Consider the following 13,346-nt stretch of genomic DNA (forward strand, 5'->3'; position numbering starts at 1 on the left):
GTAGTACGTGCCGCGCGGCGACCAGGGGCTCTTGTCCGGGGCCTGCCGGGCTCGCGGCCCTGCCCTACGTGCCGTGCAGCATCAGGGCTATGCCGCTGACCATGAGCACGCTCGCGGCCGTCCGCGGCCAGCCGAAGCGCTCCTTGAAGAAGAGCGCGCCGATGGCCGCCCCGGCGATGATCGAGGACTCGCGCAGCGCCGCCACCGGGGCCAGCGGCGCCCGCGTCTGCGCCCAGAGCACCAGCCCGTACGCCAGCACGGACAGCGCGCCGCCCAGCAGGCCGCGCAGCGCGATCGGCCTCAGCTGCGCCACCAGCCCGGAGCGCCGGGTGGCCAGCGCCCACAGCGGAATGGCGATCCCTTCGAGCAGCATCAGCCACGCGATGTAGCCGAGCGCGGACCCGGAGGCCCGCACGCCGACCCCGTCCACGACGGTGTACGAGGCGATGGCGAGACCCGTGCAGACGGCCGCCGTCAGGGCGGGCCACTGCGGGGCACCGCCCGCCCGCTCCTTCTTGCCGCGGAGCCCCCACAGCGCGACCCCGACCAGCCCGGCGGACGCCAGCAGCACACCGGCGAGCTGCCAGGGGCCCGGCATCTCGTGCACGAACACGGCCGCGAGCACGGTCACCACCAGCGGCGCCGTCCCCCGCGCGATGGGGTACATCTGCCCGAACTCCCCCATCTGGAAGGAGCGCATCAGCAGGAGCTGGTAGACGACGTGCAAGGCGGCCGACGCGAGCAGCGCGGGCCACGCGCCCGCGGCGGGCAGGGGTGCGAAGACGGCGAGGACGGCGCCGCAGAGCGCACCGCCCGCGCCGACCAGCGTGAAGGCCAGGAGCTGGTCCCTGATGCCGTGCGCGAGCGCGTTCCAACTGGCGTGGGTGAGCGCCGCGGCCAGGACCGCGGCGACGACTATCGGGGTCACGCGGCGCCTTCGCGCACGTCCACGAGCGTGCCGCCCGTCTGCTCGATCAGCGTCGCGGGGGCGAGCTCGAAGACGCTGTGCGGGGTGCCGGCCGCCGCCCACACGGCGGTGTGCCGCAGCAGGCCGCGGTCGGCCAGGACGCGCATCTCGGTGGCGTGCCCGAAGGGCGGCACCCCGCCGATCGCGTAACCGGTGGCCGCGCGCACGGTGTCCGCGTCGGCGCGCTGCACGGCGGCGCCGCCGAGGGCGTCGCGGACCAGGCCGACGTCGACACGGGAGGCGCCGTCCATCAGGACGAGGACGGGCGCCCCGTCGGCCGTGAAGACGAGGGACTTCACGATCTGGCTGAGCTCGCAGCCGATGGCGGCCGCGGCGTCGGCCGCCGTGCGGGTGCCGTCGGGGAACGTGCGGACCTCGACGTCGTCGAGGCCGCGGGCGGTCAGGGCTTGCGCGAAGCGTGGGTGAACGGTGGCGGACTGCGTCATGTACGGGACGCTACCTGTAGCGGCGGGCGCGCCCGCCGCGCCCCTTCCCCGCGCGGGGCCCCGCAGCCCCCCGGGGCCCCGACCGCGCTCACCTGGCGGGCCGGTGCGGGCGCGCCGGGGCTCAGCCGCCGGCGGCCTGGAGCACCTTCTTCACGATGGGTCCCGCGTTCTCCCCGCCGTGCCCGGAGGCGGGCACGACCGCGGCGGAGGCCACGTCACCGGAGTAGGCCGTGAACCAGGCGTTGGGCTTCTTCTGCCCGTCGACCTCGGCCGAGCCCGTCTTGGCCCCGATGTCGCCGCTGAGCCCCGACATCGCCTCGGCCGCCGTGCCGCTCTGCGCGGTGAGCTTCATCAGGGACTTGAGGTCCTTGTGGACGCCCGGCTTCATGGTGCGCGACGCCTTGGCGAGGGTGCGGTTGTCGACGGAGGCGGGCACGATGACGGGCTGCCGGAAGGTGCCGCTCTGGGCCGTGGCCGCGACGGAGGCCATGTTGAGCGGGTTCATCCGGACGCCGCCCTGGCCGATGAGCGAGGACGCCATCTGGGCGTCGGACTGGACGGGGACGCTGCCGTCGAAGGTGCCGGTGCCGGTCTGCCAGTTGAGGCCGATGCCGAAGACGTCCCGGGCCTCCTTGGTGAGGTCGTCGTCCTTGAGCTTGGGCGCCTGCGAGATGAAGGCGGTGTTGCAGGAGCGGGCGAAGCTCTGCGCGAAGGTGCCGCCCTTGATCTCGAACTTGTCGTCGTTGTGGAACTTCCAGCCGCCGTACTCGAAGTACTTGGGGCAGGGGTGTTCCTTGCCGGGCGAGGCGAGCCCCTTGTCGAGCAGCATGGCGCTGCTGATGACCTTCATGGTGGAGCCGGGGGCCAGCGAGCCGCTCGTGGCGATGTTGAAGGCCTTCGCCGGGGCGTTGGCGACGGCCAGGATCTCGCCCGTGCTGGGCTTGATGGCGACGACGGCCGCCTTCGACTTGCCGTCGACGGCCTTCTCCGCCGCGCTCTGGACGCCCTCGTCCAGCGTCGTCTTGAGCTTGCCGGGGCTCGGCTTGGTGAGCTGGCGCAGGACGTGCTTCGTCTTGCCCTTCGCGTCGACGATGCGCACCTGCAGCCCCGGGGTGCCGTCGGTCTTGTCGCCGTAGCGCTTGCCGATGTCGGTGATGACGCGGGCGAGCGTGGGGTGCGCGGAGGCCTCCAGCGGCTTGCCGTTGCGGTCGACGGCCTCGACGGGCGGCGTGCCCTTCTCGTCCGTCCTGATGGACTGGCCTTCCTTGAGCTTCGGGTGGAGCACGGACGGCTTCCAGTCGACGACGGGCTTCCCCGTGGAGGCGTCGCGGACGATCTCCAGCGCCGAGTCGTAGGACCAGGAGCCGTTCTTGCTGCCGTAGGAGATGTCCGCGGTGGCGCTGAACGGCACCTTCTCGCCCTCGGCCGCCTTCGGGGTCAGGGCGAGCTTGGAGACGTGGGCCTTGCTGCGGAAGGCGGCCAGTGCCTTGCCGGCCTCGCCGGAGTCGTCGGTGAGGGCCGCGGCCTTCTTGGGCTCGCCCTGCGCCCAGGCGCCGAGGAAATCCTTGGCGGCGGAGCGCACCTCCTTGGCGCTGAGGGGGCCCTTCTTGACCTCGCGCGCCTTGCCGTCGCCCGCGGCGGAGACGGTGCCCTTGCCGTCCTCACCGTCACCGTCGTCACCGACCAGGGCGTAGACGCCGACGCCGGTGAGTCCGACGACGGCGGCCGCGACCCCGCCGATCACGGCCATCTTCTGTGTGTCGCGCATCCGAGTTCTGCCCCTCCACCCCGCCTTGGCCCGTGCGGCCGAAGTCCTGACGCGAGGCACCCTAGAGCACGCTCATGACAGCTCGTGCCCTGGTATGCCCGTTTAGCCCCGTCGTCCGGAGATGTGCGGTGCGCGATTCACCGGTTCCGGGGTTTCGGGACCGGGAGTGGAACCGCCGTACGGCGGCCGCCTATTCCCGTGGCCCATGGGAAAGACGAGCGGCGCGTGGCGATCGGTTCCGGTACCCGACACCGTGTCCGAATCGCGATCTTCGCTTGCCGATTCCGTGCTCTTGCGGACCGGGAGCCGCCCCCTACCGGACTGGGGGCCGCCCTTCACCGTACGCCCAGCCCGTCAGCCGCGTCAGCGTGAGAGCGACGAGCGGCCCCTCGGGCCGACGCCGCGCGTACTGCGGGTACTTGGCCACCAGCAGGTCGGTCAGGGCCGCGCCCTCGTCGCCGTCCACGAGGCGGGCCAGGCCGTCCGCGCGGACCCACCACAGCCGCGTCCAGTCCTCGTCGTACTCGTCCACCAGCGCGCACACCGCGGGGTTCCGCTCGATGTTGCGCAGCCGGCGCAGGTCGCGGTGGCGCTTGGGCTTGTGGTCCACGGCCGTCACCAGCGTGTCCCCGGCGACCGCGAAGGTGGCGGGCACCAGATGCGGCACCCCTTCGGGGTCGGCGGTCGCCAACCGCAGCACCCGCGCCCCGCTCAGCCTGCGCCGCGCCTCCGCCTCACCGAGCCGCATTCCGCCTCCCGGTGCGGCGTCCCGCCTGCCGGTGGTGCTCCGTCAGATCCACGTGTCCAGCCACATCCGGTGCCGCCACTCCTCCAACGGGATCGTCTGTCCTGTGTAGATGGGCCAGAAGTAGACGAAGTTCCAGACGATGAGCAGGCCGATGACGCCGACGGCGACGATGCCGATCGTGCGCCGTCTCTCGTCCGTGCCCGGCGGTCCGGCCAGCGCCCCGGCCGCCATGGCCAGGCCGAGGCAGAGGAACGGCAGGAAGACCACCGCGTAGAAGAGGAAGATGGTCCGCTCCTGGTAGGCGAACCACGGCAGGTAGCCCGCGGCGACACCGCACAGCAGGGCGCCCGCGCGCCAGTCGCGGCGGAAGAACCAGCGGTAGAGGACGTAGACGAGCGCCGCGCAGGCCGCCCACCACAGCATCGGGGTGCCCAGCGCGAGGACTTCGCGGGCGCAGCCCTCGCCCTTGTCGGTGCAGCCGTCCGTGCCCGCCTTGGGCGACTCGTAGAAGTAGGAGACGGGGCGGCCCAGCACCAGCCAGCTGAACGGGTTGGACTGGTAGGTGTGGTGAGAGGTGAGGTTGACGTGGAAGGAGTAGACCTCGCTCTCGTAGTGCCACAGGCTGCGCAGCGGTCCTGGCAGCCACCCCCACGGGCCCGCGGCGCCCTGCTTGTCCGCCCAGTCGCGGAAGTAGCCGCCCGAGGTGGCGAACCAGCCCGTCCAGGAGACGGCGTAGGTGACCAGCGCCAGCACGGGCAGCGACACGAAGGCGGGCAGCGCGTCCTTGCGGAGCATCGCGAGGAAGGGCCGCGAGGCGCCGGCGGTGCGGCGCGCGCCCATGTCCCACAGCACGGTCAGGATGCCGAAGGCGGCCAGGACGTACAGGCCGTTCCACTTGGTGGCGAAGGCCAGCCCGAGGCAGAGTCCGGCCAGCAGCCGCCAGGGGCGCCTGCCCAGCCCGGTGCGGTCGCCCACGTAGGCGTCGGGCAGCGGCGCGCCCTCTCCAAGGCCGTCGTCGGTGCCGCCGCGCGGCAGCCTGGCGGCCAGCAGCGCGCGGGACTTGTCGCGGTCGACGAGCAGGCAGCCGAAGGCGGCCAGCACCCAGAACATCACCACGAGGTCCAGCAGCGCGGTGCGGCTCATCACGAAGTGCAGTCCGTCGACGGCCATCAGGGCACCGGCCAGGCAGCCCAGCGCCGTGGAGCGGAAGAGGCGGCGCCCGATGCGGCACAGCATGAACACCGAGAGGGTGCCGAGCACCGCCGTCATGAACCGCCAGCCGAACGGGTCGAGCCCGAACAGTGCCTCACCCAGGCCGATGATCCACTTACCGACGGGCGGGTGGACGACGTAGGAGCCTTCCGGCGAGAGGGGGATCTCCTGCGGGTGGGCCAGGATGCGGTCGTTGGCGTTGTCCGGCCAGGTCCCCTCGTATCCGAGGTGGATGAGCGACCAGGCGTCCTTGGCGTAGTAGGTCTCGTCGAATATGACGGCGTGCGGGGAACCCAGGTCCCAGAACCGCAGCGCCCCCGCGACCAGGGCGACCAGCAGCGGCCCTCCCCAGGCCGCCCAGCGGGCCAACCGCACGGCCGTCTCGGGGCCCAGCCCGAACAGGGCGCCCAGGCGCGGGTCGGGCGCGGGGAAGCGCGGGGTCAGCCGGTCGGCGACGCCGGGCCGCGGCCTGGCGGCGTAGCCGAACCTGCGCAGTCGCGCCTGCCACCTGGGCAGCGTGCCCGCCGCGCGCTCCCCGCCGGGTCCCGCCCCGCTGTCCGGGGCGCCGGGGCCCGCCTGTTCGCGGTCGGCCTCACCCACGGTGTCACTGGTCGTCACGCGGGCCATCGTAGGGATCGCGGGGGCGCTGTGCTCGGGCGCGTCGCCGCCGCTGCGAGGATGGGCGGGTGACTGGAACGCTCGTGCTCGCCGGCACCCCCATCGGCGACCCTTCCGACGCCCCGCCGCGACTCGCCGCCGAGCTGGCCGCCGCCGACATCGTCGCCGCGGAGGACACCCGGCGGCTGCGCAGGCTCACCCAGGCGCTGGAGGTGACGCCGGGCGGGCGGATCGTCTCCTATTTCGAGGGCAACGAGTCGGCGCGTACGCCCGAGCTGGCCGAGGCGCTGGCGGGCGGGGCGCGGGTGGTGCTGGTGACGGACGCGGGCATGCCGTCCGTCTCCGACCCCGGCTACCGGCTGGTGGCCGCGGCGGTGGAGCGCGGGGTGCGGGTGACGGCCGTGCCGGGGCCCTCCGCGGTGCTCACGGCGCTGGCGGTCTCGGGGCTGCCCGTGGACCGCTTCTGTTTCGAGGGGTTCCTGCCCCGCAAGCAGGGCGAGCGGCTGGCCCGGCTGCGGGAGGCGGCCGACGAGCGGCGCACCCTGGTCTACTTCGAGTCGCCGCACCGGGTGGCGGCATCGCTGGCCGCGATGGCACAGGTGTTCGGCGAGGAGCGCGAGGCGGCGGTCTGCCGGGAGCTGACCAAGACCTACGAACAGGTGCGGCGCGGCCCGCTCGGGGAGCTGACGCGGTGGGCGGCCGAAGGCGTCCGCGGCGAGATCACCCTCGTCGTACGGGGCGCCGAGGCGGCAGCGGCGGGCGCACCCGACGCCGCTGAGCTGGCGCGCCGGGTCGCCGTCCGCGAGGAGGCGGGCGAGCGGCGCAAGGAGGCCATCGCCGAGGTGGCCCGCGAGGCGGGTCTGCCCAAGCGGCAGGTGTTCGACGCGGTGGTCGCGCACAAGGACGCGGTGGTCGCGCACACGAAGGCGGAAGGGCCCCGGTAGCCCGGCGGGGGCCCCGGGCGGCCGGTGGCCCGTCTACTTGGCGGCACGGCGGCACGGCGGCACGGCGGCACGGCGGCCCGGCGGCACGGCGGCGCGGCGGCCCGGCGACCCGGCGACCCGGCGGCACGGCGGCCCGGCGGGTAAAACACCCGCGCGTTCAGGCATACGCGCAGGCAAAGGGAAGCCCCATGGAGCCCCCCGCACCTTGACGCTTGCCTCAAATCTCTCCAAACAGACAGAAAGCTCCGCCGGCTTTCCTTCCGGTGTGCTCGTAGGAGGAGTGCACTGGGGTGTGGGCGTACCACTCACCCTCCCCCGCCTTCGGCCGGGAGGTGCCCCGGGAAGGAGCTGCCATGAAGCGCGAGAGCGGCATCGACAAGGACATCGCCACCACCCGCCACGACACGGTGCGCGAGGCCTACTCGTTCGCCTGCATGCGGTGCGGGCACGGCTGGGAGCAGGACTACGAGATCCAGCACCTCGAGTACGCCGACGGCAGGCCCCTGATCGTGTACTACGCGGACGGCGAACGCGTCCCCTCGCCGCTCACCCGGCCCACGTGCCGTTTCTGCGACGGACACGTGGTGCGCATCATGCGCTCCGGGCGCGTCTCGACCGCGGACGCGGCGCTCCCCGGCCACTGGGAGCGGTGACACACCGGCGCCTTATCATCGCCGGTATGTCCCCCTCCGCGACCCCGAACACCACTGCGAACAGCGCCGCGAAGGCCCGGGCCGCACAGGCGCCCCCGCCGCCGCCCGAGCCGCTCACCCACCCGGTCGCGGACTCCCACACGCACCTGGACATGCAGGAGCCGTCCGTCGCCGAAGCCCTCGCGGCGGCGGCGGCCGTCGGTGTGACGACGGTCATCCAGGTCGGCTGCGATCTGGAGCGCTCCCGGTGGGCCGCCGAGACGGCCGCCGCCTGGGAGCCCGTCTGGGCCGCCGTCGCCCTCCACCCCAACGAGGCGCCACGGCTCGCCGCCGAGGGCGGGGACGCGCTGCTGGACGAGGCGCTGGCCGGCATCGAGGAACTGGCCGCGCTCCCCCAGGTGCTGGCGATCGGCGAGAGCGGCCTGGACTACTTCCGCACCGGCGAGGACGGCGTCGCCGCCCAGCAGCGCTCGTTCCGCGCCCACATCGAGCTGGCCAAGCGCACGAACAAGGCCCTGGTCATCCACGACCGCGACGCCCACGCGGACGTGCTGCGCATCCTTCAGGAAGAGGGCGCGCCCGAGCGGACCGTCTTCCACTGCTACTCGGGGGACGCCGAGATGGCACGCGTGTGCGCGGACAGGGGCTACTTCATGTCGTTCGCGGGGAACGTCACCTTCAAGAACGCGCAGCCGCTGCGCGACGCGCTCGCCGCGGCGCCGCCCGAGCTGCTGCTGGTGGAGACGGACGCCCCGTTCCTCACCCCCGCCCCCTACCGCGGCCGCCCCAACGCGCCGTATCTCGTTCCTGTCACCCTGCGGGCGATGGCGCGGACCAAGGACATGCCCGAGGAGACCCTGGCCCGCCATGTGGCCGCGAACACGGCGCGGGCCTTCGGGTACTGAGCGCACCGGCGTCCGGCCCGGCTCTTAGACTGTCGCAGTGAGCGCAGCCCCTTCCGATCCGCCGTCGGCCCCGTCCGAGGGCCAGGCCGAGCCCGCCTCCGACGCGTCGGCCGCCCCACGGGCCACCGGCCAGGCGGATCCCTTCGACCATCCCGCCGACTCCCTCGCCAACGGCGTGCTGCTCGGGCCCGCCGACGTGCGGGAGCTGGCCGGTGCGCTGGGCGTGCGGCCCACCAAGCAGCGCGGCCAGAACTTCGTCATCGACCCGAACACGGTGCGGCGCATCGTGCGCACCGCCCGGGTGAGCGCCGACGACGTCGTCCTGGAGGTCGGCCCCGGGCTCGGGTCGCTGACGCTGGCGCTGCTGCGGACAGCGGCACACGTGACCGCCGTCGAGATCGACGACGCACTGGCCGCCGCCCTGCCTGCCACCGTCGAGGCCCGGCTGCCCGAGCGCGCCGCACACTTCTCCCTCGTCCACCAGGACGCCCTGCGGGTGTCCCGGCTGCCAGGGCCCGCGCCGACCGCCCTGGTGGCCAACCTGCCCTACAACGTGGCCGTCCCCGTGCTGCTCCACCTGCTGGCCACCTTCCCCGGCATCGAGCGGACGCTGGTGATGGTGCAGTCCGAGGTCGCCGACCGGCTGGCCGCGGCGCCCGGCTCGAAGGTGTACGGAGTGCCGTCGGTGAAGGCCGCCTGGTACTGCGAGGTGAAACGGGTCGGCGCCATCGGACGGAACGTCTTTTGGCCCGCGCCCAATGTCGACTCCGGTCTCGTCTCGCTCGTGCGCCGCCCGCACCCGCCGCACACCACGGCAGGGCGCGAGGAGGTGTTCGCGGTGGTCGACGCGGCCTTCGCCCAGCGCCGCAAGACCCTGCGGGCCGCGCTCGCCGGCTGGGCGGGCTCCGGCGCCGCCGCCGAGGAGGCGCTGCGGGCCGCCGGAGTGTCCCCCAAGGCGCGCGGCGAGGCGCTGACCGTCGCGGAGTTCGCCGCCATCGCGGAGCACCGCCCCGGTGCCCGCCCCGCCGAGCGCCCCCTGTCCCGGCCTTCCGACAGCAACTGAGGAGCACCGCCCGTGTCCCAGCCAGCCGCAGCACCCGCCCGGACGGTCACCGTGCGCGTCCCGGCCAAGGTCAACGTCCAGCTGTCGGTCGGCGGGCTGCGGGCCGACGGCTTCCACCCGCTCGCCAACGTCTTCCTCGCCGTCGGCCTCTACGACTCGGTCAGCGCCACCCGCGCCGAGACGCCCCGGCTGACCGTCTCGGGACCCGACGCCGCACTCGTCCCGCAGGACCGCAGCAACCTGGCGGCGCGCGCCGCCCGGCTGCTGGCCCAGCGGCACGGCATCGAGGCGGCCGTCCACCTCCACCTCGCCAAGGACATCCCCGTCGCGGGCGGCATGGCGGGCGGCAGCGCCGACGCGGCGGGCGCCCTGCTGGCCTGCGACCGGCTGTGGGGCCTGGACACGCCGCGCGAGGAACTGCTCGCCCTGTGCGCCGAACTCGGCTCCGACGTGCCGTTCAGCTTCGCGGGCGGTGCCGCACTCGGCCAAGGGCGCGGCGAGGTGCTGACGCCGCTCGAGGTGGGCGGGGACTTCCACTGGGTGTTCGCCGTCGCGGACGGCGGACTGTCCACGCCGGACGTCTACCGCGAGTGCGACCGGCTGCGCGAGGCGGAGGGCACCGGGGCCGCCGACACCGACGTTCCCGAACCCGTCGCGTCCGAGGCCCTGCTGGCGGCACTGCGCGGTGGCGACCCGCAGGCGCTGGCCGCCACCGTGCACAACGACCTGCAGGCCGCCGCCCTGTCCCTGCGGCCCGCGCTGGCCGAGACCCTCACGGCGGGCCTGGAGGCCGGCGCCCTGGCCGGGCTGGTCTCCGGCTCGGGCCCGACCTGCGCCTTCCTGCTGCCCGACGCGGACTCCGCCGCCCGCACCGCCCACGCCCTCACCACCTCGGGCACCTGCCGCGCGGCCCGGCCGACCTCGGGGCCCGCACCGGGCGCGACGGTGGTGTGAGCGCCCGCCGTCCCGACGGCGTCACCGCCCACTGACGCCGACGGGCCGCACTGCCGTCAGGCCGCACTGCCGTCAGGCCGGGGTCACCGTGCGCAGTGCCCTCACCAGTGCCTGGGCGCGGGGATCGCTGGTGACCGAGCGGTGCAGGGTCCCGGTGACATAGCCGAAGGAGAGGGCGGACTCCGGGTCGGCGAAGCCCAGCGAGCCGCCGCGGCCCGGATGCCCGAAGGAGCCGGGGCCGAGCATCGGGCAGGCCGAACCGTGCAGCATGTAGCCGAGGCCGAAACGGGTGCCCACGATCAGCACCCGGTCGGGGCCCACCGCCTCCTGCGACCGTGCCTGGGTGAGCGTCGCGGGCGTGAACAGCCGGCGAACGCCCTCCCGCACGCTCCCACCGGAGCCGGAGTCCGTCCGGGAGCCGGCCGCATCGGCGGACTCGGCGGACTCGGCCGGCACAGGGCCCATCAGCGCCGCGTAGAAGGCGGACAGGGAGCGGGCCGTGGCGATGCCGTTCGCGGCGGGGAGTTCGGCCGCGCGGTAGGCGGGGGCGTTCTCGTCGGGCCGGGGCTCGACGGCGTCGAAGGCGCGGCGGGTGAGCGAGGACGGATCGGCGTAGGCGTCGGTCACCGCGCGCTTGGGCCGGGTCCGCAGCGTCCCCGGGGCGGGCTCCGGCGCCGTCAGCTCGGCGACCCTGGCCACCCGCCCGGAGGCGGCCACCTCCTCGGGCAGCCCGATCCACAGGTCGAGCCCCGCGGGGCCTGCGATCTCGTCGGCGAACCAGCGGCCCAGGCTGCGGCCGCCGCTGGCCCGGCGCACCAGTTCCGCCAGCAGCCAGCCGAAGGTGTGCGCGTGGTAGCCGTGCCCCTCCTCGGGGCGCCACTCGGGCGCCTGCGCGGCCAGCGCGCGCGGCCCGGCCGACGGGTCCAGCAGCTGCTCGGGGGTCAGCGGGACGTCCACGGCGGGCAGACCCGCACGGTGGGCGAGCAGATGGCGGACGAGGACGCGTTCCTTCCCGGCGGCTTTGAACTGCGGCCAGTACGCGCCGACGGGGGCGTCCAGATCGAGCTGGCCGCGCTGGTGCAGCAGGTGCGGGACCGCCGCGGCGAGCCCCTTGGTGGCCGAGCGGACGACGACGGCGGTCTCCTGGCTCCAGGGCGCGGCGCCGGGGTCGGCCGGATCGGTGCTGCCGCCCCACAGGTCGACGACCTTGCGGCCCTCGTGGTGCACGGCCACGGCCGCGCCCCGCTCACCGCGCTCGGCGAAGTTGCGTACGAAGGCGTCCCTGACGGGCTCGTACCCCTTCGCCACCGTGCCGTGCACCGTCACCGCCGTGCCCGCCGCCGCTGCCGGCGGACCGGGCACCGCCGTCGTTGAGTGAACGACCTTCGCCACGTCTGATTCGCTCCTGTCGCCTTGGGGGCGCCTGTCGCCTTGGGGCGTTGCCTGTCGCCTTGGGACGGTTTCGTGCGCCGCGCCCCCATGGTCCTACGCGCCCGCGGACGCTATGCGACGGGGGCTGTCACCGAACGGGGGTCGAAGCCGAAGGGCAGCTCCAGACGGTGCGCGCGCATCAGCTCCGTGTCCGCCAGCAGTTCCTGCGTGGTGCCGTCGGCCACCAGGACGCCGTCACCGAGGACGACGGAACGCGGACACAGCTGAAGCGCGTACGGCAGGTCGTGGGTGACCATCAGCACCGTCACCTCCAGCGCCCCGAGGAGATCGGCCAGCTCGCGGCGGGCCGCCGGATCCAGGTTGGAGGACGGCTCGTCCAAAACGAGGATCTCCGGACGGGAGGCCAGCACGGTGGCCACCGCGACGCGTCGCCGCTGCCCGAACGAGAGGTGGTGCGGCGCCCGGTGGGCGTGCTCCGCCATCCCCACCCGCTCCAGCGCCTCCTCGACCCGCTCTCGAAGCTCCGCCCCCCGCAGTCCCGCGGCGGCGGGGCCGAAAGCGACGTCCTCCTGCACGGTGGGCATGAACAACTGGTCGTCGGGGTCCTGGAAGACGATGCCCACGCGGCGCCGGATCTCCGCCAGGTTCGCGCGGGTGGCCGGCAGCCCGGCGACCGTGACCGAACCGGCACCCGGCGTCAGGATGCCGTTGAGGTGCAGCACCAGCGTGGTCTTGCCCGCGCCGTTGGGGCCGAGCAGGGCGACACGCTGGCCGCGCTCCACCGTCAGATCGACACCGAACAGCGCCTGATGGCCGTCCGGATAGGCGTAGGCCAGCCCCCGCACCTCCAGGGAGGGCACAGCGGCGCCGTCGGCGGGGTAAGCGGCACGGTTCACAGAGTCCATCCCGTCACACAGATCGCGAGAGCGGCGAGCGGCAGCGCCGCCGAGCGGGCCCACTGCGCGCCGGCCGCGGGACCGTCGCCGAGAGCGGGCGGCATGGTGCCGGTGTAGCCGCGGCTGAGCATCGCCAGGTGCACCCGCTCGCCCCGCTCGTAGGAGCGGATGAACAGCGACCCGGCCGACTTGGCCAGCACCGCCCAGTGCCGTGGGCCGCGCGCCTCGAAGCCGCGCGAGACGCGGACGGTGCGCATCCGGCGCATCTCCGCGCTGATGACGTCCGCGTAGCGCACCATGAACGTGGCGATCTGGCACAGCAGCGGCGGCATCCGCAGCCGCGCGAGCCCCAGCAGCAGCGCGTTCAGCCCGGTCGTCGAGGCGAGCAGCACCGACGCCGCCACCCCGAGCGTGCCCTTGGCGAGCACGTTCCACGCGCCCCACAGCCCCGACTCCGACAGCGACACTCCCAGCACGGTGACCCGCTCCCCCTCGGCGACCAGTGGCAGCAGCACCGCGAACGCCACGAACGGCACCTCGATCGCCATGCGCGTCAGCAGGTGCCGCGGCGGCACCCGCGAGACCGCGGCCACGGCCGCGAGCAGCGCCGCGTACGCGCCGAACGCCCACACCGCCTCGCGCGGCGTGACGACCACGAGGACGACGAAGCAGAAGACCGCCGCCAGCTTGCAGTGCGCGGGCAGCGCGTGCACGGGCGATCGCACGTCCTTGTAGAGCTTGTGCGCGTGTCCCGTACCCATCTCGCCGCGGCCCCGCTGC

13 protein-coding genes are annotated in these 13,346 nt (G+C 74.2%); 5 read left to right on the top strand and 8 right to left on the bottom strand.

Translation table 11 applies throughout. The annotated features are described in order from the left end of the window. Positions 1 to 64: 64 nt before the first annotated feature. The 5 genes from MMF93_RS13880 to MMF93_RS13900 all read right to left on the bottom strand — a co-directional run bounded on the left by MMF93_RS13880 (position 65) and on the right by MMF93_RS13900 (position 5,768). On the bottom strand, positions 65 to 928 hold the full coding sequence (locus tag MMF93_RS13880; RefSeq protein WP_242751596.1) for a DMT family transporter: 864 nt from the start codon (positions 926 to 928) through the stop codon (positions 65 to 67). Next, a complete protein-coding gene (locus MMF93_RS13885) occupies positions 925 to 1,413 on the bottom strand; it encodes a YbaK/EbsC family protein (RefSeq protein WP_242751597.1) in 489 nt (162 codons plus the stop codon). Before MMF93_RS13885 ends, MMF93_RS13880 begins: the two co-directional genes overlap by 4 nt. 121 nt (positions 1,414 to 1,534) lie before the next feature. Further along, a complete protein-coding gene (locus MMF93_RS13890) occupies positions 1,535 to 3,181 on the bottom strand; it encodes a penicillin-binding transpeptidase domain-containing protein (protein WP_242751598.1) in 1,647 nt (548 codons plus the stop codon). Positions 3,182 to 3,494: 313 nt separating this feature from the next. Next, positions 3,495 to 3,929, bottom strand: a complete 435-nt coding sequence (locus MMF93_RS13895; RefSeq protein WP_242751599.1) for a TIGR03668 family PPOX class F420-dependent oxidoreductase — start codon at positions 3,927 to 3,929, stop codon at positions 3,495 to 3,497. 42 nt (positions 3,930 to 3,971) lie between these two features. After that, a complete protein-coding gene (locus MMF93_RS13900; RefSeq protein ID WP_242751600.1) occupies positions 3,972 to 5,768 on the bottom strand; it encodes a dolichyl-phosphate-mannose--protein mannosyltransferase in 1,797 nt (598 codons plus the stop codon). Positions 5,769 to 5,827: 59 nt separating this feature from the next. Between MMF93_RS13900 and rsmI the strand changes: the two genes are divergently transcribed. From rsmI to MMF93_RS13925, 5 genes are all read left to right on the top strand, one after another. Next, entirely contained in the window at positions 5,828 to 6,703 is an 876-nt protein-coding gene (rsmI, locus tag MMF93_RS13905; protein WP_242751601.1) for a 16S rRNA (cytidine(1402)-2'-O)-methyltransferase, read from the top strand. 353 nt (positions 6,704 to 7,056) lie between these two features. Next, positions 7,057 to 7,356, top strand: coding sequence for a hypothetical protein (locus tag MMF93_RS13910; RefSeq protein ID WP_423835420.1), 300 nt, complete (start codon positions 7,057 to 7,059; stop codon positions 7,354 to 7,356). A 26-nt stretch (positions 7,357 to 7,382) separates the two neighbouring features. After that, positions 7,383 to 8,261 carry a TatD family hydrolase gene (locus MMF93_RS13915; RefSeq protein WP_242751602.1) on the top strand — a complete coding sequence of 293 codons (879 nt, stop codon included), beginning with the start codon at positions 7,383 to 7,385 and terminating at the stop codon, positions 8,259 to 8,261. A gap of 175 nt (positions 8,262 to 8,436) precedes the next feature. Continuing rightward, a complete protein-coding gene (gene rsmA / locus MMF93_RS13920) occupies positions 8,437 to 9,324 on the top strand; it encodes a 16S rRNA (adenine(1518)-N(6)/adenine(1519)-N(6))-dimethyltransferase RsmA (RefSeq protein WP_242757552.1) in 888 nt (295 codons plus the stop codon). Between the two features lie 12 nt (positions 9,325 to 9,336). Further along, positions 9,337 to 10,278, top strand: a complete 942-nt coding sequence (locus tag MMF93_RS13925; protein ID WP_242751603.1) for a 4-(cytidine 5'-diphospho)-2-C-methyl-D-erythritol kinase — start codon at positions 9,337 to 9,339, stop codon at positions 10,276 to 10,278. Between the two features lie 72 nt (positions 10,279 to 10,350). On the opposite strand, the gene MMF93_RS13930 is transcribed toward MMF93_RS13925, so the two are convergent. The 3 genes from MMF93_RS13930 to cbiQ form a co-directional block, all read right to left on the bottom strand. After that, entirely contained in the window at positions 10,351 to 11,604 is a 1,254-nt protein-coding gene (locus MMF93_RS13930; RefSeq protein ID WP_242757553.1) for a serine hydrolase domain-containing protein, read from the bottom strand. A 176-nt stretch (positions 11,605 to 11,780) separates the two neighbouring features. Further along, entirely contained in the window at positions 11,781 to 12,575 is a 795-nt protein-coding gene (locus MMF93_RS13935; protein WP_242751604.1) for an energy-coupling factor ABC transporter ATP-binding protein, read from the bottom strand. Then, positions 12,563 to 13,327: a cobalt ECF transporter T component CbiQ gene (gene cbiQ, locus MMF93_RS13940; protein WP_242751605.1), complete on the bottom strand. Its 765-nt coding sequence runs from the start codon at positions 13,325 to 13,327 to the stop codon at positions 12,563 to 12,565. The genes MMF93_RS13935 and cbiQ overlap by 13 nt, the downstream gene beginning before the upstream one ends. Positions 13,328 to 13,346: the final 19 nt, after the last annotated feature.

This window comes from Streptomyces tubbatahanensis (assembly GCF_022699385.1).
GTDB classification, from domain to species: domain Bacteria; phylum Actinomycetota; class Actinomycetes; order Streptomycetales; family Streptomycetaceae; genus Streptomyces; species Streptomyces diacarni.